21 protein-coding genes are annotated in these 24347 nt (G+C 64.6%); 6 read left to right on the forward strand and 15 right to left on the reverse strand.

Translation table 11 applies throughout. The features are described from left to right. Nucleotide 1 precedes the first annotated feature (1 nt). The 4 genes from Q3C01_RS08065 to Q3C01_RS08080 are packed head-to-tail and all read right to left on the reverse strand — an operon-like array spanning nucleotide 2 to nucleotide 4238. Entirely contained in the window at nucleotides 2-1387 is a 1386-nt protein-coding gene (locus Q3C01_RS08065; protein WP_458144786.1) for a glycosyltransferase family 4 protein, read from the reverse strand. Then, nucleotides 1384-2124, reverse strand: coding sequence for an ABC transporter ATP-binding protein (locus tag Q3C01_RS08070; protein WP_458144787.1), 741 nt, complete (start codon nucleotides 2122-2124; stop codon nucleotides 1384-1386). Before Q3C01_RS08070 ends, Q3C01_RS08065 begins: the two co-directional genes overlap by 4 nt. Nucleotides 2125-2128: 4 nt before the next feature. Next, complete coding sequence (locus Q3C01_RS08075; protein ID WP_458144788.1) at nucleotides 2129-4063, reverse strand: glycosyltransferase; 1935 nt, start codon at nucleotides 4061-4063, stop codon at nucleotides 2129-2131. A 19-nt stretch (nucleotides 4064-4082) separates the two neighbouring features. Further along, nucleotides 4083-4238 (reverse strand): hypothetical protein, encoded by a 156-nt coding sequence (locus tag Q3C01_RS08080; protein ID WP_458144789.1) that lies wholly within the window; start codon nucleotides 4236-4238, stop codon nucleotides 4083-4085. 130 nt (nucleotides 4239-4368) lie between these two features. On the opposite strand from Q3C01_RS08080, the gene Q3C01_RS08085 reads away from it, so the two are divergent. Both Q3C01_RS08085 and Q3C01_RS08090 read left to right on the forward strand, forming a co-directional pair. Then, complete coding sequence (locus Q3C01_RS08085; RefSeq protein ID WP_458144790.1) at nucleotides 4369-5250, forward strand: DUF6502 family protein; 882 nt, start codon at nucleotides 4369-4371, stop codon at nucleotides 5248-5250. Further along, the gene (locus Q3C01_RS08090; RefSeq protein ID WP_458144791.1) at nucleotides 5247-6440 is read left to right on the forward strand and encodes a DUF5666 domain-containing protein; all 1194 of its coding nucleotides are present in this window, start codon (nucleotides 5247-5249) and stop codon (nucleotides 6438-6440) included. Before Q3C01_RS08085 ends, Q3C01_RS08090 begins: the two co-directional genes overlap by 4 nt. Before the next feature lie 50 nt (nucleotides 6441-6490). Here the strand turns inward: Q3C01_RS08090 and Q3C01_RS08095 are convergent, their stop codons facing one another. Genes Q3C01_RS08095 through Q3C01_RS08120 form a run of 6 tightly spaced genes read right to left on the reverse strand, consistent with a single transcriptional unit; the run spans nucleotide 6491 to nucleotide 11407 of the window. After that, nucleotides 6491-7213 carry an amino acid ABC transporter ATP-binding protein gene (locus tag Q3C01_RS08095; protein WP_458144792.1) on the reverse strand — a complete coding sequence of 241 codons (723 nt, stop codon included), beginning with the start codon at nucleotides 7211-7213 and terminating at the stop codon, nucleotides 6491-6493. A gap of 9 nt (nucleotides 7214-7222) precedes the next feature. Further along, entirely contained in the window at nucleotides 7223-7927 is a 705-nt protein-coding gene (locus Q3C01_RS08100) for an amino acid ABC transporter permease (RefSeq protein ID WP_458144793.1), read from the reverse strand. Further along, nucleotides 7927-8625 carry an amino acid ABC transporter permease gene (locus Q3C01_RS08105; protein ID WP_458144794.1) on the reverse strand — a complete coding sequence of 233 codons (699 nt, stop codon included), beginning with the start codon at nucleotides 8623-8625 and terminating at the stop codon, nucleotides 7927-7929. The genes Q3C01_RS08100 and Q3C01_RS08105 overlap by 1 nt, the downstream gene beginning before the upstream one ends. Before the next feature lie 49 nt (nucleotides 8626-8674). After that, a complete protein-coding gene (locus Q3C01_RS08110) occupies nucleotides 8675-9493 on the reverse strand; it encodes an ABC transporter substrate-binding protein (protein ID WP_458144795.1) in 819 nt (272 codons plus the stop codon). Between the two features lie 25 nt (nucleotides 9494-9518). Next, complete coding sequence (locus Q3C01_RS08115; RefSeq protein ID WP_458144796.1) at nucleotides 9519-10736, reverse strand: aspartate transaminase; 1218 nt, start codon at nucleotides 10734-10736, stop codon at nucleotides 9519-9521. Continuing rightward, nucleotides 10733-11407: an RraA family protein gene (locus Q3C01_RS08120; protein ID WP_458144797.1), complete on the reverse strand. Its 675-nt coding sequence runs from the start codon at nucleotides 11405-11407 to the stop codon at nucleotides 10733-10735. The genes Q3C01_RS08115 and Q3C01_RS08120 overlap by 4 nt, the downstream gene beginning before the upstream one ends. Nucleotides 11408-11535: 128 nt before the next feature. Here Q3C01_RS08120 and Q3C01_RS08125 point away from each other — a divergent pair, with 128 nt between their 5' ends. Further along, nucleotides 11536-12465 carry a LysR family transcriptional regulator gene (locus Q3C01_RS08125; RefSeq protein WP_458144798.1) on the forward strand — a complete coding sequence of 310 codons (930 nt, stop codon included), beginning with the start codon at nucleotides 11536-11538 and terminating at the stop codon, nucleotides 12463-12465. 117 nt (nucleotides 12466-12582) lie between these two features. Here Q3C01_RS08125 and Q3C01_RS08130 read toward each other — a convergent pair whose 3' ends face one another. Together Q3C01_RS08130 and Q3C01_RS08135 are read right to left on the reverse strand one after the other, a co-directional pair. Beyond that, nucleotides 12583-13938, reverse strand: a complete 1356-nt coding sequence (locus Q3C01_RS08130; protein ID WP_458144799.1) for a M23 family metallopeptidase — start codon at nucleotides 13936-13938, stop codon at nucleotides 12583-12585. Nucleotides 13939-14049: 111 nt separating this feature from the next. After that, nucleotides 14050-14751 carry a peroxiredoxin gene (locus tag Q3C01_RS08135; RefSeq protein WP_458144825.1) on the reverse strand — a complete coding sequence of 234 codons (702 nt, stop codon included), beginning with the start codon at nucleotides 14749-14751 and terminating at the stop codon, nucleotides 14050-14052. Nucleotides 14752-14946: 195 nt separating this feature from the next. Here Q3C01_RS08135 and Q3C01_RS08140 point away from each other — a divergent pair, with 195 nt between their 5' ends. Then, a complete protein-coding gene (locus Q3C01_RS08140) occupies nucleotides 14947-18762 on the forward strand; it encodes a YhdP family protein (RefSeq protein WP_458144826.1) in 3816 nt (1271 codons plus the stop codon). A gap of 288 nt (nucleotides 18763-19050) precedes the next feature. On the opposite strand, the gene Q3C01_RS08145 is transcribed toward Q3C01_RS08140, so the two are convergent. The 3 genes from Q3C01_RS08145 to tyrS all read right to left on the reverse strand — a co-directional run bounded on the left by Q3C01_RS08145 (nucleotide 19051) and on the right by tyrS (nucleotide 22289). Further along, entirely contained in the window at nucleotides 19051-19482 is a 432-nt protein-coding gene (locus Q3C01_RS08145; protein ID WP_458144800.1) for a DoxX family protein, read from the reverse strand. 224 nt (nucleotides 19483-19706) lie between these two features. Further along, nucleotides 19707-20978 carry an MFS transporter gene (locus tag Q3C01_RS08150; RefSeq protein ID WP_458144801.1) on the reverse strand — a complete coding sequence of 424 codons (1272 nt, stop codon included), beginning with the start codon at nucleotides 20976-20978 and terminating at the stop codon, nucleotides 19707-19709. A gap of 57 nt (nucleotides 20979-21035) precedes the next feature. After that, on the reverse strand, nucleotides 21036-22289 hold the full coding sequence (tyrS, locus tag Q3C01_RS08155; protein ID WP_458144802.1) for a tyrosine--tRNA ligase: 1254 nt from the start codon (nucleotides 22287-22289) through the stop codon (nucleotides 21036-21038). 159 nt (nucleotides 22290-22448) lie between these two features. On the opposite strand from tyrS, the gene Q3C01_RS08160 reads away from it, so the two are divergent. Together Q3C01_RS08160 and Q3C01_RS08165 are read left to right on the forward strand one after the other, a co-directional pair. Further along, nucleotides 22449-23552, forward strand: coding sequence for an anhydro-N-acetylmuramic acid kinase (locus tag Q3C01_RS08160; protein WP_458144803.1), 1104 nt, complete (start codon nucleotides 22449-22451; stop codon nucleotides 23550-23552). Between the two features lie 94 nt (nucleotides 23553-23646). Next, on the forward strand, nucleotides 23647-24324 hold the full coding sequence (locus Q3C01_RS08165) for a glutathione S-transferase family protein (protein WP_458144804.1): 678 nt from the start codon (nucleotides 23647-23649) through the stop codon (nucleotides 24322-24324). Nucleotides 24325-24347: the final 23 nt, after the last annotated feature.

Raw genomic sequence — 24347 nt, forward strand, 5'->3', positions numbered from 1 at the left:
CCTATTGCGCGGCCATCATGCTTTCGGCGGGCCGATACTGGCCGAGGAAATCGCGGGCCTGGGTCTCGTATCCGAAGCGCTCGGCAAGCTCACGACGACGGTCCCTGATGTCGCGGCGGCATTCCTCCTGTCGCGCGATGACGCGCGTGACGGAGGCGCGGATCGACTCGGCGGAGAACGGATCGAAATAATCGGCAAGCTCGCCCGCAACCTCGCGGAACACCGCGATGTCGGAGCAGAGCACGGGCGTGTTCGCCGCGAGCGCCTCGATGATCGGTACGCCGAACCCTTCGGCGAAGCTCGGCATGATCAGGCCGTGCGCCTCGGCGATCAGGGTCGCCTTCTCATGCTCGTCGACATAGCCGGCGAAGCGGATGTTGGGCGGCAGGTTGCGCATCTGCGAGGCACGGCCGGCATAGCCGATCACGACGAGGTCGGCCTGCGGCATGCCGCGGAAGGCGCGGATCACGGTGGCGACGTTCTTGCGCGGCTCGTTGGAGACGATGACAACAAAGCTCGGCCGCCCCGGACGCCCCGTCGGGGCTGGCAGTTGCAGGACATCCGGGGCGTCGAACTGCGTGCGGGGGTAGACGACCCTCGCAGGCAGATGGGCAAATTGCGGCAACAGCTCCCTGAACCGCATCATGCTGTAGTTGGAGACGAAGGCGAGCTCGTCGGCCTGGCGCAGGCTCGTCAGCAGGCGCGACAGGAACAGGCGCGTTGCGACGTCGCTGAGCTTGAGATCGGTGAGCGGCAAGAGGTCGTGGACGACGCAGATGACCTTGGCGCCGGGCTTGCGCTTGATCGCCACGCGGGTCGGCGTATCGACGAGGATGACGTCGTAGTCGCGAGCATCGATCCGCGGTGGCGGCAGCAGGAAGAGGGCCGAGGAGTCCTGGTAGCTGTAGAAGCCGGCTTCGAGCTGGAAGTCGCGGAACAGTTCGAGATGACGCAGATCCGGTGGAATGTATTCGAGCGCGGCGCTCTTGTTCTCGATCAGCCGCGCGCTCATCCCGCGCAGGCCGATCGCCCGCAGGAAACAGAGGGCGTATTCCAACGACGTCGCCATGTCGATCCGGTGCCGGATCCAACCGAGCAGGCGACGCAGGCCGCCGTGGCTGCGCATCATCGGCTCGCTCATGTTGACCGAGTCCAGGTAACGGTACAGCGCCAGGAGCTCGATGTTGCGCGATTGCCGCGGAAACAGCCCGGTGCGCCGTTCGCGAGCCCGCAGCTTGCGGTAGCGGCGCGTTGTCTCGACGAGCAGGGTCAGCTCGTGGCCGTCGGCCTCGAGCGAGCGGATCAATTCGCGGGAGAAGTGGAAGATGCCGCGTTTGTGGTTGGGCTCGCCGAGCGCCTCCGAGACGACCAGAATGCTCTTCTTCATGCGCGTATCTCGCGGAGCTCGAATGGATGTGCGGCGGGCGGCTCGACGGCGACCGTCGAGGCGACGTGTCCGTGATCGAGGTTGATGATGGTGGAGCAGGTGCGACGCAGCAGCGGCTGGTCGTGGGAGGCAATGATCACGATCGCGGCCTGCGAGACCAGCTTGAGCAGCCGGGCCTGCGCCTTGGCCGAGAAATTCTCGTCGACGACGCTGAGCCACTCGTCGAGCAGCAGGATGTCGGCCGGGAACGCGGTCGCGGTCGCAAACAGCACGCGCATCAGCATGCCCGAGGAGAACATGCGCAGCGGCAGCCGCTGCATCCGCTCCTCGAGCTCGGTAAAGGCCCAGATCTCGTCGATGATCGCACGCGTCGGCTTGCGGCCGGAGATGCGCAGCAGGAGCGCGATGTTGTCCTCCGCCACGAAGTCGAGATTGACGCCGGCATTGAGACCGAGCAGGGGCACGATGTTGCCCTTGATTGCGACGCTGCCGCTGCTGGGCGGATAGACGCCGGCAATAAGGCGGAGCAGCGTCGATTTGCCCGAGCCGTTCGGCCCGGCAAGACCGATGCGTGCGCCGGCTTCGGCCTCGATCGTGATGTTGTCGACGGCGCGGATGATCCGCATCCCGCCTTCCTCGCGGATGAGATGCCCGAGCAGGCGGCGCTTGAGCGAGTAGTCGTAGGCGCCGTAGAGGGGATAATCGAGACTGACGTTACGCAGGCTGATCGAGGCCATGATGCTAGATCCAGAAGGCCGCTTTGCGCAGGTGGACGAGCGTCAGCCAGCTTGCGAGCGCGAGCACGGCAAGGCACGCCAGCACGTAGACGATGCTGAGAGTGTCGACATGGCCACCCATCAAAGGCTCGCGCCAGACCGCGAACAGGTGTGTCAGCGGATTGAGCCGCATGATGGTCGAGCGATGATTGATCATCTCCGATGACCAGATCACGGGTGAGGACAGGAAGCCGAGCATCAGCGAGGATTCGATGATCGGCTTGAGGTCGCGATACCGCGTCGCCATGGCGCCGAGCACCAGGCTCAGTGCGAAGGTGCAGGCGATGAAGAGCAGAAGCCCCGGCAGGGCGGCCAGAGCGTGGGAGATATCGCGCGGGGTCAGCACGAGCCAGAGGATCAGCGGCACGCAGGCATTGTGGAGCGCGAATAGCGCCTGGCGGAAGGTGCATTGCAGGAGGAAGATCACCGGTGGCAATGCGCGGTCGCGGATCAGGCCCGCCGAGCCCTGTAGCGCCGTGGTGGCATCGAGCACGACGCTGTTGAGGAAAGTCCAGGCCGTCATCGACAGCGCGAGCATGGGCAGCCGGGCCAGCACCCCGGCGTTGGACATCTGGCCGATCACCGAACCCAGCACCGCGACCACGATCGCCATCTGGAGCGACATCCAGAACGGGCCGAGCAGCGAGCGCACGTAGCGATGGCGCATGTCGGACCAGGCCAGCGCGCCTGCGATCCGGACCACATCGAGCCAACCCGGCGTGGGGGAAGCGACGGCGGCGGAGCGGCTTGTGCTCGCGCCCGAGGCCTGAGCCAATGCCTGGGTGTACACCGTCTCCATGCCGTTCTTGAAGGCCATGGCGGAGTAGCGCGTCGCCGCGCGAGTCCGTGCGGCAAGGCCCATGCGGCGGCGGCGTTCGGGATCGCGGATCAGGGTGTCGATGGCTTCGCCAAGCGCGACGGCATCGCCGGGCGGCACGGTGATCGCCTCGATGCCGTCACGCGCAACATGCGGCACGGCCGTGTCCAGCGCCGTGTTGACGACGGGCCGGCCCGCCGCCATCGCCTCGAGCTGGACGAGCCCAAAGGTCTCGGCGCTGGTCACCGACGGCATCACGAACACGTCGGCGATGCACATCAGCTTGATGCGCTCGCAATCGGGCACGGAGCCGAGCAGGCGGACGCGCTCGCGAACGCCGAGCTCGTCGATCAGCTCCTCGAGCCGCACGCGCTCGACGCCTTCGCCGATGATCCAGACCTCGAAGTCGTGGTTTGCCGCAGCGCGGATCAGCACCTCAAATCCCTTGTAGGGAACGAGCCGCCCGCAGGCGAGCACGAGCCGTCCGCGATCGTTGACGTGCTCGGGATCGATTCGCGGCCAGTCGTATTTCGTGGTGTCGATGCCGAACGGCACGACGTGGCACTTGTCGGCGAATTCCCGCAGCAGCGGCGTGGTGTCGACCAGCACGCGGTCGGAGATGATGATGGCGGCGGCCTGACGCAGGGTCCGTCGCATCAACGGCTCGACGAACCAGCGCAGGCCAGCATGGGTGACGATGTCGGCATGCCAATGCACGACCAGCGGCCGCTTGCGAGCGAAGCCGAACGCGAAGACGAGGTCGGCGAGCGGGAAGGGGGCGTGCAGTGCCAGCAGGTCGTGCTGCGCGATCTTGCGCCACAGGCGCCAGGGATAAGTCGGCGCGGCCGGCAGCGAGAGCACGTCGCCGAATGACTGTACGCGCTCCACGGCGACGTCGTTGACGACGATATCGCGGCGTGCCTCGGCGGATTTCGAGCACACCAGCACGGCGGAGGTGAAGGCGTCCTTCACGCTCGCGCAGATGTCGCGGATCACCGTGAGCGTGCCGCCGAACAGGTCGGGGTAGTAGACCTTGAAGATATGGAGGACCGACGGGCGGGTGGGGTGGCTGACAGGGGCCATGTTGTTCGTCGCGCTCCGCTCAGCCGGCCATGAGGGCGGCGACGAAGGGCACCGCGAGCGTCGAGATGAAGATCACGCCGCGCAGCAGCGCGGGCAGCATCGGCTCGACCGCGCCAAGGCGGCGGCCGAGATGTGCAGAAATCATGCTGGAATTGCAGACCAGGCGGTCAGGCATTGGGTCAACTTTCCCTTTCGAGCCGAGCCCTCAGTTGCCGTCCCGTATATGTGGGAAAATTTACCACGTCAACGGCGCAAACGAAAAAAGTGGGATTGTGTCCCACGCGGGGCGCCGTTACAATTCAGACATGAATGCCAAGCCCGGGTCCAAGGCGGCGGATAAACCGGCTGCACCACAGCCGAACGCCGCGGCAAAGCTGCACGCGCCCCTGGCGCGGCTGCTGCGCCCGTTGGTGCGCCTGTGCATTCGCAGCGGCATGACCTTTCCAGCGCTGGCGCAATTGCTCCGCGAGCTGTTCGTCAACGTCGCCGAGCACGATTTCGCGCTCGAAGGCAAGGAGCAGACCGACAGCCGCGTCAGCCTGCTCACGGGCATCCATCGCAAGGAAGTGGCGCGGCTGCGCGGCGCCGGCGCGCCCGTGCATGAAGCGCCGGCGGCGGTATCGCTGACCAGCGCCGTGATCGCGCGCTGGTTTGCCGCGCCCGAATTCACCGATGCGAAGGGCGAGCCGCTGCCGCTGCCGCGCATGGCCGAAGGCGAGGCTCCCTCGTTCGAGCAGCTTGTCGCCTCCGTCACCAAGGACGTCCGTCCACGCGCGGTGCTCGACGAATGGCTCGATCGCGGGCTGGTCAGGATCAACGGCGAGGACGAGATCGAGCTGGTCGAGGCTGCCTTCGTTCCGCCCGGCGAGAACGACAGCAAATGGTACTATCTCGGCCGCAACCTGCACGACCATATCGCCGCCGCGGCCGAAAACGTCTCTGGGCCTGCGCCGCGCTTCCTCGAACGCGCGGTGCATTACAATGGCTTGTCGCCAAAACTTGCAAAACGGCTCGAGGCGCGCTCGCGCGAGCTTGCGATGGAGGCCCTTCAGACTGCCAACCGTGAGGCGCGTCGCGCGCTCGCCAAGGACAAGGGCGGAGATGCCCGCTGGAATTTCGGCACCTACATTTATTGCGAGGACGTCGAGGAGGAGAGCAATGGCAGCGGCGAGGGCGGTCGCTCATGACCAAGCCGCCGCGCATATCCCGCCGCCTGCTGCTTGCGGGGGTCTGGCTCGCCGGAACGGGCGCCGCCTGGGCGCAAACCAGGCGCGGCACCGACCAGGGCATCGGCGGCACTGGCATCAGCCGCGGCGACGATCAGGGCATCGGCGGCACCGGCATCGTCGGCGTGATCCAGCGCTTCGGCAGCATCTACGTCAATGGCGAGCGTGTCGCTTACGCGGCCGACGTTCCGGTGCGGATCGATGGCGAGCAGGCAACGACGAAGAGCTTGCGCATCGGACAGCTCGCGCGCGTGGTCGCCGTTCGGCAGCCCGACGGCACGCTGGCGACGCGCAGCATCAATATCGCCAGCGAGGTTGCTGGCCCGATCGAAGCGGTGAAAGGCAACGAGATCACCGTGCTCGGCCAAAAGGTGCAGTCGAGCGGCCAGGAGAGCTGGCGCCGCGTCGGCACGCGTGTGGCCGTGTTCGGACTGCGCCGCACCGACGGTATGATCGTCGCAAGCCTCGTCGAGCAGCGTCGCAGCGCCACCGCGCGGGTTTCCGGTCTCGTCGAGCGCGGTCCTGACGGACTGCATATTGGCGGCCTGCGGCTCAACGGTGCGGATGTCGCGCTGGTCGGCCAGCGCGTTCAGGTCGAGGGCAGCGCGAGCCAGGGCGTGCTCCAGGTCGCGCACGCCAGGGTCGACGATTTCTCGGATCTCACCGGCGCGAGCCGGCTATCAGTCGAGGCCTATGTGCAGCGCTCCGGTGCCAATCTGCAGCTCGGCTCCGGTCTCGTCGCCCATGACGGCTCGCGCTTTGCGCCAAGTGCCGGCGAGTCGCGGGTGGTGCTGAACGGCGTGTTCGATCGCGGGCGCGGCTTGCAGGTCGAATCGGTGCAGGCAGTCACGCAGTTCCCGGGATCGTCGCTGCAGGGACCGGGCAGCCCGCCAAGCTCTGGCGGCCATTCGCCGGGCGGCTCGATCCTGCATCCGGGAAGCGGCATGCCCGGCTCGCCGAGCGGCCAGCCCGGTGCGCCTGGTGGTGCTCCTGCGCCTGGTTCGGGCCCGGGGCCGGCTCCCGGCTCCGGCCCATCGGGCACGAGCGGACCGTCTGGTCCCGGCGGCCTCGGCTCACCCGGTGGTCCCATGGGGCCCGGCGGTGGCGGCTTCGGTGGTCCCGGCGGCGGGATGGGCGGCGGCCGACGCTGAGCATGATCTGGAATTCTCATCGCGCTTTAGGGTGCGAAGGTGAGAGCGCCCTAACGCGCCCTCGAGAGAAACGAGCGCAATCGCTCGTGACGGGGATCATCGAAGATCTTGGCCGGTGGACCGCTCTCGACGATCTGGCCCTTGTCCAGAAACCAGACGGTGTCGGCGACCTCGCGGGCAAAACCGATTTCGTGCGTGACGACCACCATCGTCATGCCGTTTTGCGCCAGTGACTTCATCACACGGAGCACCTCGCCGACCATTTCCGGATCGAGCGCGCTGGTCGGCTCGTCGAAAAGCATGACGTCCGGATCCATCGCCAGCGCGCGTGCGATCGCTACGCGTTGCCGTTGCCCGCCGGACAGGCGCGACGGCAAGGCGTCGGCCTTGTCTGCCAGTCCGACACGGTCGAGCTCAGTCATGGCGCGCTCTCTGGCCGCAGCCTTGCGCAGTTTTCGCAAGCGCTCGAGCCCCAGCGTGATGTTGCCGAGGGCGGTGAGATGCGGAAACAGGTTGAACGCCTGGAACACGAATCCGACGCGCTGGCGCAGACGGTTAATGTCGACGCCACGCCCGGCGACATCAACACCCTCGAACAGCACTTGTCCGCCTTGAATGTCTTCCAGGCGCGTCACCGTACGAATGAGCGTGGATTTGCCGGAGCCCGATGAGCCGAGCAGCGTGACGACCTCGCCCCGTTTCACTTGGCCGGTCACGCCGGCCAGCACCTGGTGCTGGCCAAACCATTTTTCGACGGCCTCGAAGCGGATCATGGCTTGCCCTCACGCCGGCTGAACGCCGAGTCCGCCGCGCTCGGCGGCCAGCCGCCGTTCCAGCCAGCGCGCCGCCGATGTCAGAGTGAAGCAAAGCGTGAAATAGGTCAGCGCCAGCAATCCGTAGACCTCGAACGGTTGCGTCATGAGCTGGTTGTTCACCTGGCTCGCCGCAAACGTCACCTCGTTGGCGCTGATGACATAGCCGAGTGAGGTCTCCTTGATCGTGGAGACGAACTGGCTGACCAAGCTTGGCATCATGTTGTGCAGGACTTGCGGCAGGATGACCTTGAAAGTGGTCGGAATGTAACCGAGGCCAAGGGCCTTTGCCGCTTCTGTCTGACCTTTGGGCAGGCCTTCAATCCCGGCCCGGATGATCTCCGAAAGATAACTCGCCTCGTAGACGACAAGTGCGAAGAGCAGCGTCTCGACGCCTCCGACCGTACGTCCGATCAACAGCGGCAGCGCGAAATAGGTCCAGAAGATGAACATGATCAGCGGCAATCCGCGTACGACGTACACCACCGCCGTTGCTGGTCCGCGCAGCCAGCGATAGGAGCTGAGACGAGCCAGCGCGAGTCCGATTGCGACTGGAAAACTGAGGGATAGGCCGACGACCGCGAGGAACAGTGTCATCGCAAGCCCACCGACCGGACCGTGCGGGTATTGCCCGATCAGGAACAGAAGCCAGTTGTCCTCGAGGATTTGCAACATCAGCGCAGCTCGAGTTTCAACCGCCGGTCGGCGAAGGCGCCGAGCGCCATGATCCCAAAGGAGATCGCAAGATAGATGATCGTTGCGACAGCGAACGCTTCGAACGTCTTGAACGTGTAGCTGTCGACCTCGCGGGTCCGATAGGTCAGCTCGCCGACGCCGATCGCCATGGCGAGGCTGGTGTTCTTGAACAGGAGCAGGGTCTGGTTGATCAGCGGCGGAATCACGATGCGCAGCGCCTGCGGCAGGATCACGTAGCTCATCGCCTGGAGATAGTTGAACCCGATCGAGCGCGCGGCCTCGTATTGCGTCTTCGGGATCGAGCGAATTCCGCTGCGTAAATCCTCGGTGATATAGGCCGCACTGGCGAGGCCCAGTGCCACCATCGCGAGGAGAAACTCGCTGTGGTGGCTGTTGACCCACATGCGGATGGCGCGAGGCAGCAGTTGCGGGACGCCGAAATACCAGACCAGGATCTGAACCAGCAACGGAACGTTGCGATGATATTCGACGTAACCTGCCACCAGCCATTCGAGCGGCCTGAACGGAAGCATCCGGACCAGCGTCAGGATGATCCCGATCGTCATTCCGAGCAGCCAGGCCGCCAGGGTCAGAGCGATCGTCGTCGCCACGCCCCAGATGAACCAGTCCAGATATTGGCCGGTCAGGACTGCGGCCGGGTCGAAGACATAGCCCATCGTTAAGTCATGTACTCCCGATGTTCAGTTTGGCGCGGAGGCGAGGGGATCAGCCCTTGATCTCCTCGATCTTGAAATCCCGCTTCATGTCATAGACCGTTCCGGGCCCGAACCACTTGGCAAAAATCTTGCCGGCTTCTCCGGATGCATCCAGCTCAGCGAGCACCTTGTTGACCTGATCCTTGAACGCAGCTTCGCCCTTGCGGACACCGAGCCCCCATGGTTCGACGAAGACCGACTTCTCGACGATCGACATCGGCGAGGACGCCTGTGCCTGTTTGCGGAGTTTCACCAGGATTAGCTCGGAGGCGCAAAATCCGTCGACCTTGCCTTGAACGACGGCAAGAAACCCCGCCGACGAATCCTGGAAGGTTACAGTTTCGGCGGTCGGGATGACACGCCTGACGCCCTGTTCCGAGGACGATCCCTTGAGCGCGCTTATCTTCTTGCCGGACAGCTGCTCGAGCGTCGCGATGCCGGAATCGGCCGACACCAGCACCTTTTGCTCGCTGACAAAATACGAATAGCTGTAGTCGATCTGTTGTGCGCGTTCCTTCGACCAACCGAGATTGGCAGCGAGGATATCGACCCGGCCCTGGAGCAGCTCGGGGATGCGGGCCTCGACGGCCATCGGCTTGAGCTCGAGCGCGACATCGAGCGACTCCGCGACCTTGCGGCAGATGTCGATGTCGTATCCCACGATCTCGCGCGTCTTCGGATCCTGGAAGCTGAACGGCTCGGCCGTGCCGAGCGTGCCGCAGACCAGCTTGCCGCGGGCCTTCACATCGGCAAGCTCGTCGGCCTTTGCCACGCCGACAACCCCGGTGAGGAGCAGGATTCCGGCGGCGGCAACCTGGAATAATCTCATGGCTCTTTCCTTCATCCTTCTGCGGTTAGCGCAAGGCCGCACAGGTTCGCGCGAGCCGTGTGCAGGCCTCCTCGATCTTCGGCAATGAGGTCGCGATCGACATGCGCAGATAGGACGGCATGCCGTATGCCGTTCCATCGATCACTGCGACGCCGGCGGCATCGAGGAAGTGCATGACGACGTCCAGATCGGTCTTCAGAACCTTGCCCTCGGGCGTGGTCTTCCCGATCAGGCCGACGCAAGACGGAAACACATAGAAGGCTCCGTCTGGCGCAAGGCACGAGAGGCCGGGGATATCGTTCAGCAAGGCGACCGCACGATCGCGGCGGCGGCGATACATCTCGCGGGCCTCGGTGACGAATCCCTGATCGCCTTCGAGAGCGGCCGTCGCCGCCGCCTGGCTGATCGCAGACGTGCAGGACGTCGATTGCGACTGGATCGTGTTCATGGCTGCGATGAGCTCTGCGGGCCCCGCGCCGTAGCCGAGCCGGAAGCCGGTCATGGCATAGGTCTTGGAGACGCCATTGACCAGCAAAGTCCGCTCCTTAAGCCGAGGCTCGACGGCCACGATGCACGGCGTTGCCCCGTCATTGAAGCGGATGTGCTCGTAGATGTCGTCTGTCATGACAGCGACATTGGGGTGGCGCAGCAGCACTTCGGTCAGCGCACCGATCTCGGCGGCGGAATAGAACGCGCCGGTGGGATTGCATGGGGAGTTCAGGATGAGCCAGCGCGTTTTGGGCGTGATCGCTTGCTCCAGAGCCTCGGCCGACAGCTTGAATCCCGAGTTCTCGCCGCAGCTCACGATCACTGGCGTGCCGTCGCAGGCCTCGACCATGTCGGGGTACGAGACCCAATAGGGCGCCGGGATGATGACCTCATCGCCGGCTCCGAGCGTGGCGGCGAGCGCGTTGTAGATGACCTGCTTGGCGCCGCCGCCGACGGAGATCTCGTTCATGGCGTAACGGACGCCGTTCTCGCGGGCGAGCTTTTCGATGATCGCCTTGCGCAGCGCGGGCATTCCGTTGACCGGCGTGTAGCGCGTCGCGCCTGCTTCGAGCGCGGCAGCAGCCGCCGCGCGGATGTGCTTCGGCGTATCCAGATCAGGCTCGCCGGCCGTGAGATCGATGACGTCACGACCCTCGGCCTGGAGCTGTCGGACCCGATCCCGCGCCACCATGCTCGGCGACGGCTTGATTCGCTGGACCCTCGGGGCGAGGGCGATGGCACCGGCGCGGCTCATGACGCCGACCCTTGAGCGGGAGTATTCCCTGTACCCATGTAAGAATTGTCGAGACGACCTTCGCGGATGGCTGCGAGTGCGCCGGCCTCGCGCGTCTCCTGCTGCCTGACACGCTCGAGCAGCTCCGCGGCAACGGATTGGTCGAAGGCGATGACACCGTCCTCGTCGCCGAGGATGACGTCGCCCGGCATCACCACCATGCCATCGATCGAGACCGGGACGTTGATCTCTCCGGGACCTGATTTGTAGGGACCGCGATGCGTGACACCACGTGCGAAGCAGGGAAAGCCGGCCTGGGCGAACGCGCCGACGTCACGGATGGCGCCGTCGATGACGAAGCCGGCGACCCCCATCGCCTTGGCGCGCGTCATCATGATCTCGCCGACAAGGGCCTGGCCGAGATCGCCGCCGCCATCGACCACGAGCACGTCGCCCGGCCGGAGCTGCTCATAGGCCTTGTGCAGCATGAAGTTGTCGCCGGCGCGAGTCTTGACGGTGATCGCGGTGCCGATCAGGCGGGCGCTGCCATGGAACGGTCGGAGCGCGCGCGTGCCGTGCAACCTATTCATGTTGTCTGAGACGATTGCAACCTGTGCGGCGGCAAAATCGGCGATGATTGCAGGCGGGACGGAGGGCGGTGAGGGGAGCAGTCGATGGCCGGGCAGGAGCATAGGCAGAACCGATGGGCTGTGTGCTGAAGCGCAGATGTCGCCTAAAGCCTGCCCCGCGACAGACTTGAAGAAAAGTGAATATTTTTCTAGATATGAAATCGCTTTTTTTCGAATGATATGGCACAACCATGGTGAGCCTGACGCTGAAGCAGGTCGAAGCCTTCTACTGGATTGCCGAATTGGGTGGTGTGGTCGACGCCGCGGAGCGTTTGAACCTCGCGCAATCGACCATCTCCAAACGTATCGCCGAACTGGAAGCAGCAGTCGGGACTACCCTGTTCGATCGCAACAGCCGAACGATCAGCCTGACGCGCAGCGGCGAAAACCTGATCGAGCTCGCCGCTCAGCTCTTGGAGCTTGAGGCACGAATGCGCCAGGTCGCAGCCGGGCCGCTGGCCTTCAGCGGTACCTTCAGGTTCGGGGTCACCGAACTCGTTGCCTTGACCTGGCTCCCGAAACTGATCGTGGCCATGAAGGAGGCCTATCCGGCGGTCATTCCGGAGCCTGAGGTCGAATCCAGTGTCGTGCTGCTCGACAAGCTCGCCGATCGTCGGCTGGATCTTGTGATCGGTCTTGATCCGCCGGCCAGTGCCTACTTCAACGCGCTGCCGCTCGACAGCGTCACACTGCAGTGGATGTCGGCGCCCGGCGTCGGCCCCAAGGCCAACGAGGCTGCGCTCGATGAGATCGCCCGGTACCCGATCCTCACCCAGGGAGAAGGATCAGGCTTGCAGAAGCTCGTTCTGGATTGGCTGGGCGCGAGCGGCATCAAGCTCAATCGCGTCGTCAAATGCAACAGCCTGAGCGTCCTCTCGGCGCTGGCCGTGGCCGGGCTCGGCATCACCTTTCTGACCGAGCAGTATTTCCGGCACGAGATCGAGATCGGTCTGCTGCGTACGATCAGGACGTCGCCGCCCATCCCGCAGATCAGATATTTTGCCGTCACGCGTGCGGATGTTGTCGATCCGCTGGCCGGGCAGATCGCGCGCATTGCGCGTGAATGCTGCGATTTCTCGCTTCGCGGCTTGTCGGCGCGGCGCGTCGGACAGGGAGCATGATCCGGAAAAGTGTGAAGCGGTTTTCCCTCGCGACAAACGCGGAACGCGTTTGCGCGCAGATCATGCTCAAACAATAACCCAAAGCGCGATGACCATTCAGCCCAATCTCATCGCGCTTTAGCCGGCGCTGAGGCGTACGCCGGCGCGCAGGAATTTCTGCGGATCGACCGCTTCGCCGTCGATCCGGGTTTCGTAGTGCAGATGCGGACCGGTCGAGCGGCCGGTCGATCCGACCAATCCGACGACCTGGCCGATCTTCACGATCTCGCCGACCTTGACGTTGATCTCGGAGAGATGGCCGTAGCGGGTCGAGAGCCCGTTGCCGTGGTCGACCTCGACCATGCGGCCGTAGCCACCCGACCATCCAGCCGACACCACCTTGCCGTTGGCGGTCACGCGGACGGGATCGCCGGTCGCGGCGCGGAAGTCGAGGCCGGTGTGCATCGCCGGCCGGCCGAGGAACGGATCGCTGCGCACGCCAAAGCCTGAGGTGAACTCGACCTCACCGATGACCGGCTTGCGATAGGGCACCAGCGCCAGCGTGCGGTTGAGCCGATCCACCTCGGCGCGCGTGACATTGATACGATAAAGCTGCTTCTCGAACGGACCGGCATTCGCGGTGAGTTTGACGGGTACAAACGGCCCGCCCATCGCAGTCCGCGGCACGGCTGCTTCGAGATCGGCGAGGTTCAGGCCGAGATCACTGACCACGCCGCGCATCCGACGCGCCCGCGATTCCATGTTCTCCTCGACGGCGCTGAGCGCTGCGACCTGGCGTCTCTCGACCTGGTCAAGCGAGGTCTGCAAGCGCACCAGCACGTTGTCAAAGCCCTGAACCTTGGCGAACTGGCTCGGCTGCGGGCTGGCGATCGCAGGGGTGCGCGATTCAAGCCGCGCCTCGCGATCCGGTGGTGCTACGAAAATCACGGTGTCGCTGATTGGCGAGGGCTTTGGCGTGCCCTGAGGCGGGGGGGCCTCGCCGCGTTGCGGTGTCGCGCGCGGGATCGATCCGGTCACGTCCGGCATGGCGCCGAGCGCGGTTGCGCGGGACTCGAGCGCGGCCTGGCGCTTCATGATCTGGTCGAGCTTCTGGTCGAACTGCTCCTGGTCGAGCAGCTGCCGGCTCGTGGTGCGATCGACTTTGGCCCGGAGCTCGGCGATGCGATCCTCATAGGCATATTGCATCTCTGCTTGGCGGGCGATCAGCCGCGTCAGCACGTCGTCGCGGAAGGCGAAATAGGTGGCGGTCGCCGCCGACCACAGGCCGAGCAGCACGACGGTCCCGACCACGATCCAGAACACCACGGGCCCGAGGCGGACCTGCTTGCCGTGATGCACGATGGTGTAGGCGTCGTCGGCGGCGGGCAGGGGGATCGCGGCGGCGGTGCTGACAGGACGGCGGTTGAAGGGCCGCCCGTGGTCGTGAGGGTGATGCTGGGAGGCGTGCGAGTATTGGGCAGAACTTTTCGACATCGGCACTCCCGCGCCGGTCGGAGAAGTTCCGTACGGCTCAATTGCCGCAGCAATCTGGGCCGCTCATGGTTAATTTTCCGGAAACGGGAATGCTCGAATTCGCACAACTGGTTAAAGGGATGCTGCCGCCGACAGCACGTCCTCGGCGTGGCCGTCGACCCGGACGTTGCGCCAGATTCGCGCCACCTTGCCGTCGGCGCCGACCAGCACCGTGGTGCGAAGAATCCCAAGGAAAGTCCTGCCGTACATCGATTTTTCGCCCCAGGCGCCGTAGGCCTCCAGCATCTCGTGCTGCTCATCCGAGATCAGGGGGACGACAAGGCCGTGCTTGTCGCGGAACTTCTCCTGGGCCTTCAGCGGATCAGCCGAGATGCCGAGCACGCTCGTGCCGGTCGCGGCGAAGGCATCTTTGAGCCGGGTGAAGTCGATCGCCTCCCGTGTGCAGCCGGGCGTGTCGGCGCGAGGGTAGAAGAACAGGACCAGCTTCTTGCCGGAATAGTCGGCCAGCCTCGCGATGCCGCCGCCGTCGCGCGGCAGGCTGAAGGCGGGTGCCTTCTGGCCTTCGGACAGGGCGCCCTTGTCTACTTTGGCGGCCTTCGCGGCGACGGCTGCCGATTCGGAAGATTTTAACCGTTTCGACGTGGCCTTGTGCGATGCTGCCAGGGTTGAGGTCTTTGTTGATTTGCGTTTTGCGGCCCGCTGCATCGTCGCGGGCTTCATTGTCGCCGTAGTCCGCGTTTGAGTCCGTTTTTTCCTGGGGGTTGGGCTGCCGGAGGCCGACTTGGACGATTTCTTTCGCGTTTTCTTGGACATACGCCTTCCTTTCGACGCTTTCGGCGGGTCAACCAAAGCGGTATTGCAGATCTCGTCCGGCGTGCCGGAATCGCGCCCTCGGCTGGGCAAGTCTGACGACGCCGGAGTATGGTTACAAGGAATTCCAAGCACTACCCCACTGCTCGTTGAACGCGCTCTCGGGGCGAAATGACGAACAGCAGGCATATCAAGGGAATGGCGGCAATGCCGGCGCAGGGACGTTTGGTCCCCGCGGACGGCTGCGGCCCCGGCGGCGCTCAATCCAGGGATGGGCGCCTGTATCGAGAGGCAATGGCAAGGAATACGTCGCCCCAGGACCACAACGGGGACCTCTATCGGGACCTCGATCGGCGCCCCGGAGTGCAAGAGCCTCTCGAATGGGACGCGGTCGATTGGGATCCGGACCAGGAGGCGGCGGCAGGTCACCAGGCGCGCCGGCTGTTGTCCCGTTCCAGCTCCCGCTTTCATCGCGTAGGTGACGGCTTCGGCGCGTTCGGTCGCTGGCTTGCGGCTGATCGCTGGGTCAAGCGGCTTGCCCTCGTCACCGGTACCCTCGTCATCATCTTCGTCTGTTGCTTTGCCACGCTGTGGTGGCGGCTCGGCGCGGGTCCCATCAATCTCGACATGGCGACGCCATGGCTCGCGGCTGCGATCGAGGACAATATCGGCCACGGCAACACCGTCGAGGTCGGCGGCACACAGATCGAACGTGCAGGGCGAATCCGCATCGCCGTGCGCATTCGCGACATCATCGTCCGCGACCGCGATCACGCCATCGTCGCAAGCGCGCCGAAGGCTGAAGTGCGGCTGTCGGGCATGGCGCTCCTGATGGGTCGGCTGCGCGCCGAGAGCCTCAATCTCGTCGATGCCGAGCTCGCGATCCGGATCGCACCCGACGGCACCGTCACGGTCTCGGCCGGCGAAACCGCAAAACCGCTCGCCACCGGCGTTGCGTCGAAAAAGGAGGCGGGCCTGCCTCCGACCTTCCCGCGTCCGGGATCTGCGCCGCCTCTCGCGACGACCGCTCCCGCCACTTCGTCCGGTCCGGACGCGGGTGCAGCTTCTTCCAGCGGCAGCACGCAGAGCGGACTGCTTGCCGGGCTCGACTGGCTCGACAGCCTGAGCCTGACCGGGCTCGACGGGCAGAACCTCAACGAGATCGGCCTGAAGAACGGCAATCTGATTGTCGACGACCAGCAACGCGGCAGCAAGTGGAGCTTCGAGAACATCAGCCTCAGCCTGCGCCGGCCGCACGGTGGCGGCGTTGCGCTCAGCTTCGGCGAAGAGGGCGCGCGACCATGGTCGCTCCGCGCCACGATCGGCCCTGCCGAGAACGGCGTGCGCTCCGTCGATATCCGCGCCGACAAGGTTTCGACCTCGAACATCCTGCTGGCATTGCGGCTCAAGGACCTGACCTACAATGCCGACCTGCCGCTGACCGGCGAGCTCAAGGGTGAGCTCGGTCGCGACGGCCTGCCGACCTTCTTCCGCGGCAAGGTTCTCGTCGGCGCGGGGAACATCATCGACACCGATACGCCGGATTATCCGATGGCGATCGACTCGGCCGAGCTCAACCTCGAATGGGACGCCGGACGCCGGGTGCTGGTGGCGCCGTTCAAGATCATCTCCGGCGCCAACCGGGTCACGCTGCTCGCGCATCTCGAGCCGCCCAATGGCACCACCAACGACTGGCAGCTCGGTTTCAGCGGCGGATCGATCCTGCTGGGCGGCATCGACAACGAGCCGCCGCTGGTCTTCAACCGTATCAACATCGGCGTCCGTTTCGACACCGACCACAAGCGCGTCGTGCTGGCGCAGGCCGACATCAGCAATGGCGAGATCGGCGTCGCCGGCACCGGCGCCATCGATTATTCCGGCGAGCCCCGGCTGATGCTCGGCTTTGCGGGCACGCCGATGTCGGCGTCCGCGCTCAAGCGGATGTGGCCGACGCTCGTCGTGCCCGAGCTGCGCGAATGGGTCATCGAGCGGATCGAGCGCGGCACGCTCCAGCGCATCGAGATCGGCGTCAACTCGCCGACGCGCAACCTCCCGCGCAAGGGCCCGCCGATCCCCGATGACGGCCTGTCGGTCAACATCGTGGCGAGCGGCGTCGCGGTTCATCCGGTGGACGGCATGCCCTCGGTGCACGATGCCGACTTGAAGGCGCACGTCACCGGACGCACCGCGACCGTGACGATCGGGCAGGGCATTGCCGATACGCCGGCGGGACGCAAGATCACGATCTCGGATTTCACCTTCGAGGTGCCGGACATGGCGCCAAAGCCGTCGCCGTCGCGCAGCAAGTTCCGCGTCGATGGTCCGGTGCCGGCGGCTGCGGAAATTCTCGCCAATGATCGCCTGAGCGATCTGTCCGCCACCTTCGTCGATCCCAACACCAGCAAGGGCAATTTCTCGGCCAACATCACGCTCGCCCTGCCGGTGAAGGGCGAGCTGACCAAGGCGGATACGAGCTACACCGTCACCGCCGATCTCAACGGCTTTGCCGCCGACAAGCTGGTGATGAACCAGAAGCTCGAGGCGAACAGCCTCAAGATCGTTGCCAACAACCAAGGCTACCAGGTCAAGGGCGACGTCAAGATCAACGGCCAGGCGGCCTCGCTCGATTACCGCAAGCCGGCCGATGGCGATGCCGACGTCAAACTGCAGACCACGCTCGACGATGCAGGTCGCGCCCGTCTCGGTTTCGATTTGAGCCCCGCCGTCAGCGGTTCGCTGCCGGTCAAGGTCTCCGGCAAGATCGCCAGCGGGCCGGACCAGACCACGCGCCTCGGCATCGAAGCCGACCTGACCTCCATCAAGCTAGACAACATCCTGCCGGGCTGGGTGAAGCTGCCGGGCAAGTCGGGCAAGGCCAGCTTCAAGGTGGTGCCGACGGCGCAATCGACGCGGCTCGAGGACATCGTCGTCGAAGGCAGCGGCGTCTCGATCAAGGGCTCGCTCGAGGTCGACCAGAACGGCGACCTCATGAATGCGAACTTTCCGACCTATTCGCCGTCCGACGGCGACAAGACCTCGCTGAAGGTCGAGCGCGGTCCCGACGGCGTGGTGAGGGGCACCATGCGCGGCGACGTGTTCGATGGCCGCGGCTTCCTGAAGTCGGCGATCTCGGGCAATTCAGGCAAGGACGACAACAAGAGCAAGCTGAAGAACGTCGACTTCGACATCGACGTCAAGCTCGGTGCGGTGGCCGGCTTCAACGGTGAGGCGATGCGCAGTGTCGATGCCAAGATGTCGCGGCGGAGCGGCGCGGTCAAAGCGCTCACGTTGAGCGGCAAGATCGGCAAGGATGTGCCGGTGACGGCAGACCTGCGTGGCGGGCGCGCGCAAGGCGGCCGCGAGGTGGTCTACCTCCAGACCAACGACGCCGGCGCTTTCCTGCGTTTCTCCGACACCACCAACAAGGTGTTCGGCGGCCAGATGGTGGTGGCGATGGAGCCGCCGACGTCGGAGCCGACGGCGCGGGAAGGTCTCATCAACGTGCGTGACTTCACGGTCAAGGGCCTGGAGCAGCTCGATCGCGTCGCAGCAGGGGGACCCAACGGCGCGCAGAGCGGTGTCTCCTTCACCGCGTTGCGCGCGGAATTCACCCGGCAGAACGGCGCGCTCACGATCCGCGACGGTGTCGTCAAGGGACCGATGATCGGCGCGACCATTGAGGGCGCGATCGACTATCCCGGCAATCAGGTGTGCATGAGCGGCACCTTCGTGCCGGTGTACGGGGTGAACAACATCTTTGGCCAGATTCCGTTGTTCGGCATCTTCCTCGGCGGCGGCAATAACGAGGGGCTGATCGGCGTGACCTATGAGGTCGTCGGCACACCGGCCGCACCCGTGATGCGCGTCAATCCGATCTCGGCGATGGCGCCGGGCCTGTTCCGCAAGATCTTCGAGTTCAACACCGGCAAGCAGAACTCGCCGTTCGACGAATTGCCAACGCAATCGGGCGATTCGCGGCCAGTCCCAAGCGGTTGCAATGTGGCGCGGCGGTAGCGTGAGGCGGCGAGGCCATCACGCCTGCTAGCGTCCATTCAGATCGTGAAGAAAATCGGCCCAAGCCTTTTGTCAGCAGCAAGCTTTTTTCAGCAACAAGGCTTTTTTCGGGAGCACGGCTATCGGCGATTGAGCCAGCCTGGGTAAGGCCGCAATGAATCGCTTCGTTCACCGCATCATCATGGCTGTGCTTCTTGCCGCTGCACTCGCCGTCATCTGGAAGGTGCTGGGCGGGCGATGAAGCGGCACCGGCGGCATGCGCCGGTGCCAATTCGCATCCAGGAGATATCAGCGCCGCGCGAAGGCGCCGCTCGGCTCCTCGCCTTCCTTGCGCACCAGCGCGTCCACGCTGATCGGGCCGCCACCGGCTGCGGAGATGTAGAGACAGGCGAAGCAGAACAGGATCGCCGCGGTACCGCCGTTGAGCAGTGGCAAGAACACCGGCGAGCCGCTCTTGAACATGTGGCCGAGGAAATAGGCGAAGGCCATTTCACCCGACAGGACGAAGGCCGAGATCCGCGTGAACAGGCCGATCATCAGGGCCGCACCGAGCACGAGCTCGAGCGTGCCGGCCGCATAGATCAGCGGCGGGATGTCGGCGAAGTAGGGGACGGCCGGAAACTTGAAGATCTTGGCGATGCCGTACTGAAGCAGCAGCAAGCCGGTGATGAAGCGAAACAGGCTCAGCAGAGCCGGTTGAAAGCGAGACAGTGAATTCATGATTTGCGCCCTTCCATCCAATTCCCGTGCGACTTCAATCGCATCAGGTTCCACCCTGCAAGACAGGGACCATCAATTTGCGCTGACATTTTCGTCATGACAGACAAAACACCCCAAGCGCGGCTTTGAGCCTAAGGCTTTGCACATTTTGTTGCTGGAACACATGCATCCGCCGTCCGTAGTTCTCCGGTGGCGACGGGGATTGCAGGTTACCTCGGGTACACCTAGCGCCGCAAGGCGGGCACAACCAGAAAGGGAATCATCCCGAGAATGACGCTCGCAAGTGCGAAGGCGAGCAGCGGATTGTAGCTCTGGGTCGCGTCGTGGATCAGGCCGCCGCTCCATGAGCCGAATGCCGAGCCGAGGCCGCTGCCGATCGAGATGCTGCCGTAGATCGTGCCGACGCGCTTGCCGCGGAAGATCTTCATCGCGGTGGCGGATATCAGCGGTCCCCGCGAGCCCATCATGCTGCCGAAGCAGACGACGAAGCCGCTGAGCAGGAGGGTGTTCGGATTGTACTGCAACAGCCACAGGAGGAAGATGCCGAGGATCGAAACCGCGTAGCTCAGCAGCACCGAAGGTCTGCGGCCGATCAGACCGTCGAGCGCGGAGACGCCGAGCATGCCGAACACCAGCACCACGCCGGAAAATCCCCAGGCGGTTGCGGCCTGCAAAGGCGGGAAGCCCGCATCGATCAGATAGGCGACGATCTGGGCCGCGATGGAGTACATGCCGACCGCGGTGAAGAAGAAGGTCGAGAACAGCGCCCAGAACGCGTGATGACGCATCGCGCGCAAGAGCGTCCAGCCTTCGTCGACGAAATCGGGATCGGTCTTCTTGACGACATGCGGCGAGCCCGTGGCGAACATCCGCCACGGCAGTAGCAGCAAGGGAAGCAAGAAACCGAGCGCTGCGAAGCCGAAAATCTCGTAGGTGGCGCGCCAGCCGGCATGGTCGATCAGGATTTGCGAGATCGGCAACAGCACGAGAACGCCGCCGCCCATCGCCGAATAGACCACCGACATCGCGGTCGGCAGGCGCGGACCGAACCAGCGGCCGAGCAGGATCGAATTCGGCACGATGCCGATGAAGGCGATGCCGACGCCGACGCAGAGGCCAATTGAGAGCTGGAACTGCCAGAGATAGTTTGCGTGCGACGCGATCAGGAAGGCGGCGCCGAGCAAGAGCAGCCCGAGTGCATAGACGCTGCGCGGTCCGGAATGGTCGAACAGGCGTCCGACGAACGGCGCGGTGAGGCCGCTTGCGAGCCAGGTCAGCGAGTAGACCGAGACGATCTGCGCGCGATCCCACCCAAAGCTTTCCGAGATCGGCTTCAGAAACACCGTAAAGCTGTCGCCGAGCCCGCGCCCCAGCACAGACAGCGTAAAGCACAGCGCGAGCACGATGAGGGCAGTGCGCACATGCGCGCCAGACTGTGCCGCGGCATTCCCTCTGCCGTCTTCCTTATCTTTTTCCTTGGGCGTGTTCTGATCCATTGCCTGTCAGGGAGCGCGCTTCCGCACGCCCTGGCAAGCAGTGAAAAGCTCATACGCCTATGCAGGCTTGACGAGGACGTGCTTCTTCTTGCCGAGCGAGAGCTTGATCACGCCCTCCGGCGTGAGATGGGCCGGCGTCAGCGTCATCTTCTCGTCGGTGACGGGCTCGTCATTGACCCTGAGGCCGCCGCCCTTGATCTGACGCCGCGCTTCGCCGTTGGAGGCGACGAGACCCGCCTTGACGAAGGCGTTGAGCACGCCGAGTCCGGCCTCCAGCTCACCACGCGGAATTTCGACGGTGGGGAGCGTCTGCGCCAGTGCGCCTTCCTCGAAAGTCCGCCGCGCAGTTTCCGCTGCCTCAGTCGCCGCGTCGCGACCGTGCAGCAGCGCGGTCGCTTCCGTCGCGAGCACCTTCTTGGCCTCGTTGATCTCCGAGCCCTGGAGCGCCTCGAGCTTCCTGATCTCGCTCATCGGCAGGGTCGTGAACAGCTTTAGGAACTTGCCGACGTCGGCGTCCTCGGTGTTGCGCCAATACTGCCAAAAGTCATAGGGCGAGAACTGGTCGGCGTTGAGCCAGACCGCGCCTTGCGCGGTCTTGCCCATCTTGGCGCCGGAGGCGGTCGTGAGCAGCGGCGTCGTCAGCGCAAAGAGCTGCGGCGAGCCCATGCGGCGGCCGAGATCGACGCCCATGATGATGTTGCCCCATTGGTCGGAGCCACCCATCTGCAACCGGCAGCCGGCGCGCTGCGAGAGCTGCACGAAGTCGTAGGCCTGACAGACCATGTAGTTGAACTCGATGAAGCTCATCTCCTGCTCGCGCTCGAGACGCAGCCGCACGGAATCCATGGTCAGCATGCGGTTGACCGAAAAATGCTTGCCGACGTCGCGCAGCATCTCGATCCAGTTGAGCTTGGTCAGCCACTCCGCGTTGTCGAGCATGACCGCATCGCTGGCACCGTCACCGTAGTGCAGCACCTTGGCGAACACGCCGCGGATCGAGGCTTTGTTGGCTTCGATCTCGGCGATCGTGCGCATGGCGCGCGTCTCGTCCTTGCCGGAAGGATCGCCGACCATGGTGGTACCGCCGCCCATCAGCGTGATCGGCTTGTTGCCGGACTGCTGGAGCCAGTGCAGCATCATCATGGTCAGGAAGTTGCCGATATGCAGCGACGGCGCGGTGCAATCGTAGCCGACATAGGCGGTCGCTTCGCCCTTGGCGGCGAGCGCGTCCAGCCCCTCGAAATCGGAGCACTGGTGGACGAAACCCCGTTCCTGCAAAATATTGAGGAAATCCGATTTAAATGCACTCATCTGTCGGCGGCTCTGATCATTCTTATTTTACGGTAATTGCGGCTGGCTGCGGAACCCGAAAGGAACGGACTGCCGCGTCGCGGTGCGCTGTGGCATTATAAGATGTGCTTGTTTGATACAAGCCAGGCGTCGGGGTAGGAAGGCGTCGAGGCTTACGGGATGATATTGACTGCACTCGGTCTGATGAGCGGGACCTCGCTTGATGGGGTGGACGTTGCGCTGATCGAAACAGATGGAAAGCAGATCAAGGCGTTCGGGCCGTCCGGCTACCGGCCGTACAGCAATGCCGAGCGCAGCCTGTTGCGCCGGGCGCTCACCGAGGCCGTCCATTTGCCGCGGCGCGATGCCCGGCCGGGGGTTCTGGCCGAGGCCGAGCGTGCGGTGACGCTGGCGCATGCCGAGGCGGTCGCCGCCTTCACTGCCCAGAACCGGATGAAGCCGGAGGAGATCGACATCGTCGGCTTCCATGGCCAGACCGTGCTGCACCGGCCCGAGCGGCGCTTGACGGTGCAGATCGGCGACGCATTGGCGCTGGCCAAGGCCATCCACATCCCGGTGATGCATGATTTCCGCGCCGCCGACGTCGAGGCCGGCGGGCAGGGCGCGCCCTTCGTGCCGGTCTACCACCGGGCGCTGGCGCAATCGCTGGAGCGCGAGGGGCCGATCGTCGTGGTCAATATCGGCGGCGTCTCCAACATCACCTATATCGACGGCAACGACACGCTGATCGCCTGCGATACAGGTCCCGGCAACGCGCTGCTCGACGACTTCATGTACCGGACCATGAACCAGACGTTCGACGCGGAGGGAAAGTTCGCCGCGCTCGGCAAGGCCGATGAAGACTGGATCGCGCGGGCGCTGAAGCAGCCGTTCTTCGCACTACCGCCGCCGAAGTCGCTCGACCGCAACGATTTCGCCGCGTTGAAGCTTGTCGACGTGCCGCCGGCCGATGGGGCTGCGACGCTCACGGCCTTCACCGCGGCGGCGATCGCGCGGGTCATTCCGCAGCTGCCGCGACGGCCGAGGAGCTGGATCATCTGCGGCGGGGGCGCCCGCAACCTCACCATGCTGCGCATGCTGCGGGAGCGGGTGGGATCGGCGACGGTCCAGGCCGCCGAGACGCTTGGCTGGGCCTCTGACGCCATCGAGGCGCAGGCCTTCGGCTTCCTGGCAGCGCGTGGCATGAAGGGCCTGCCGTTATCCTACCCCGCCACCACGGGGGTGCCGATGCCGATGACGGGCGGGGTGATCGCAAGGCCTTAGATCACGGGTGGTTGATGCAAATGCATTGATCTTGACGCATTTATGCAATTGCATCTAGATTGATGCGGTTGCATCTAACGTCGGGATCTCCATCATGGCCGCAGCCCTCAAACTGATCAGCCACAAGCTTTGCCCCTATGTGCAGCGCGCGGTGATCGCGCTGACCGAGAAGGGCGTGCCGTTCGAACGGGTCGACATCGACCTCGCCAACAAACCGGACTGGTTCTTGAAGATATCGCCGCTCGGCAAAGTGCCCGTGCTGGTGGTCTCAACCGAAGAGCGCGAGGTCGCGCTGTTCGAGAGCAACGTGATCTGTGAGTACATCGAGGAGACGCAAGCAGGCGGCAAGCTGCATCCGGCCGATGCGCTGGGGCGCGCCGAGCACCGCACCTGGATGGAGTTCGGCTCCGCGATCCTCGGGGATCTCTGGGGGCTGGAGACGACGACCGATCCGGCCGTGTTCGACAGCAAGCGCCACGCGTTGTTGGCAAAGTTTGCCCGCGTCGAGGCTGCGTTGGGCGCCGGCCCGTTCTTCGCCGGTGCATCGTTCAGCCTGGTCGACGCCGTGTTCGCGCCGATCTTCCGATATTTCGACGTGTTCGATGAGCTCGCCGAACTCGGCATCTTCAAGGACTTTCCGAAGATCTGCGCATGGCGCGCGGAGCTTGCCAAGCGTCCCAGCGTTCGCAATGCGGTGGGCGCGGACTATCCGCAATTGCTACGCGCCTTCCTGGTGCGCCATGACGCGCATCTGTTAAAGCTCGCCGCGTAAAGCGCGCTCAGAATCATCGGCGC

Source organism: Bradyrhizobium sp. UFLA05-109 (assembly GCF_054185165.1).

Excerpts from the sequence above, each read along its gene's own strand:
- Q3C01_RS08065 (WP_458144786.1), bottom strand. The coding sequence starts at position 1,387 with ATGAAGAAGAGCATTCTGGTCGTCTCGGAGGCGCTCGGCGAGCCCAAC.
- Q3C01_RS08070 (WP_458144787.1), bottom strand. The coding sequence starts at position 2,124 with ATGGCCTCGATCAGCCTGCGTAACGTCAGTCTCGATTATCCCCTCTAC.
- Q3C01_RS08075 (WP_458144788.1), bottom strand. The coding sequence starts at position 4,063 with ATGGCCCCTGTCAGCCACCCCACCCGCCCGTCGGTCCTCCATATCTTC.
- Q3C01_RS08080 (WP_458144789.1), bottom strand. The coding sequence starts at position 4,238 with ATGCCTGACCGCCTGGTCTGCAATTCCAGCATGATTTCTGCACATCTC.
- Q3C01_RS08085 (WP_458144790.1), top strand. The coding sequence starts at position 4,369 with ATGAATGCCAAGCCCGGGTCCAAGGCGGCGGATAAACCGGCTGCACCA.
- Q3C01_RS08090 (WP_458144791.1), top strand. The coding sequence starts at position 5,247 with ATGACCAAGCCGCCGCGCATATCCCGCCGCCTGCTGCTTGCGGGGGTC.
- Q3C01_RS08095 (WP_458144792.1), bottom strand. The coding sequence starts at position 7,213 with ATGATCCGCTTCGAGGCCGTCGAAAAATGGTTTGGCCAGCACCAGGTG.
- Q3C01_RS08100 (WP_458144793.1), bottom strand. The coding sequence starts at position 7,927 with ATGTTGCAAATCCTCGAGGACAACTGGCTTCTGTTCCTGATCGGGCAA.
- Q3C01_RS08105 (WP_458144794.1), bottom strand. The coding sequence starts at position 8,625 with ATGGGCTATGTCTTCGACCCGGCCGCAGTCCTGACCGGCCAATATCTG.
- Q3C01_RS08110 (WP_458144795.1), bottom strand. The coding sequence starts at position 9,493 with ATGAGATTATTCCAGGTTGCCGCCGCCGGAATCCTGCTCCTCACCGGG.
- Q3C01_RS08115 (WP_458144796.1), bottom strand. The coding sequence starts at position 10,736 with ATGAGCCGCGCCGGTGCCATCGCCCTCGCCCCGAGGGTCCAGCGAATC.
- Q3C01_RS08120 (WP_458144797.1), bottom strand. The coding sequence starts at position 11,407 with ATGCTCCTGCCCGGCCATCGACTGCTCCCCTCACCGCCCTCCGTCCCG.
- Q3C01_RS08125 (WP_458144798.1), top strand. The coding sequence starts at position 11,536 with ATGGTGAGCCTGACGCTGAAGCAGGTCGAAGCCTTCTACTGGATTGCC.
- Q3C01_RS08130 (WP_458144799.1), bottom strand. The coding sequence starts at position 13,938 with ATGTCGAAAAGTTCTGCCCAATACTCGCACGCCTCCCAGCATCACCCT.
- Q3C01_RS08135 (WP_458144825.1), bottom strand. The coding sequence starts at position 14,751 with ATGTCCAAGAAAACGCGAAAGAAATCGTCCAAGTCGGCCTCCGGCAGC.
- Q3C01_RS08140 (WP_458144826.1), top strand. The coding sequence starts at position 14,947 with ATGGCGGCAATGCCGGCGCAGGGACGTTTGGTCCCCGCGGACGGCTGC.
- Q3C01_RS08145 (WP_458144800.1), bottom strand. The coding sequence starts at position 19,482 with ATGAATTCACTGTCTCGCTTTCAACCGGCTCTGCTGAGCCTGTTTCGC.
- Q3C01_RS08150 (WP_458144801.1), bottom strand. The coding sequence starts at position 20,978 with ATGGATCAGAACACGCCCAAGGAAAAAGATAAGGAAGACGGCAGAGGG.
- tyrS (WP_458144802.1), bottom strand. The coding sequence starts at position 22,289 with ATGAGTGCATTTAAATCGGATTTCCTCAATATTTTGCAGGAACGGGGT.
- Q3C01_RS08160 (WP_458144803.1), top strand. The coding sequence starts at position 22,449 with ATGATATTGACTGCACTCGGTCTGATGAGCGGGACCTCGCTTGATGGG.
- Q3C01_RS08165 (WP_458144804.1), top strand. The coding sequence starts at position 23,647 with ATGGCCGCAGCCCTCAAACTGATCAGCCACAAGCTTTGCCCCTATGTG.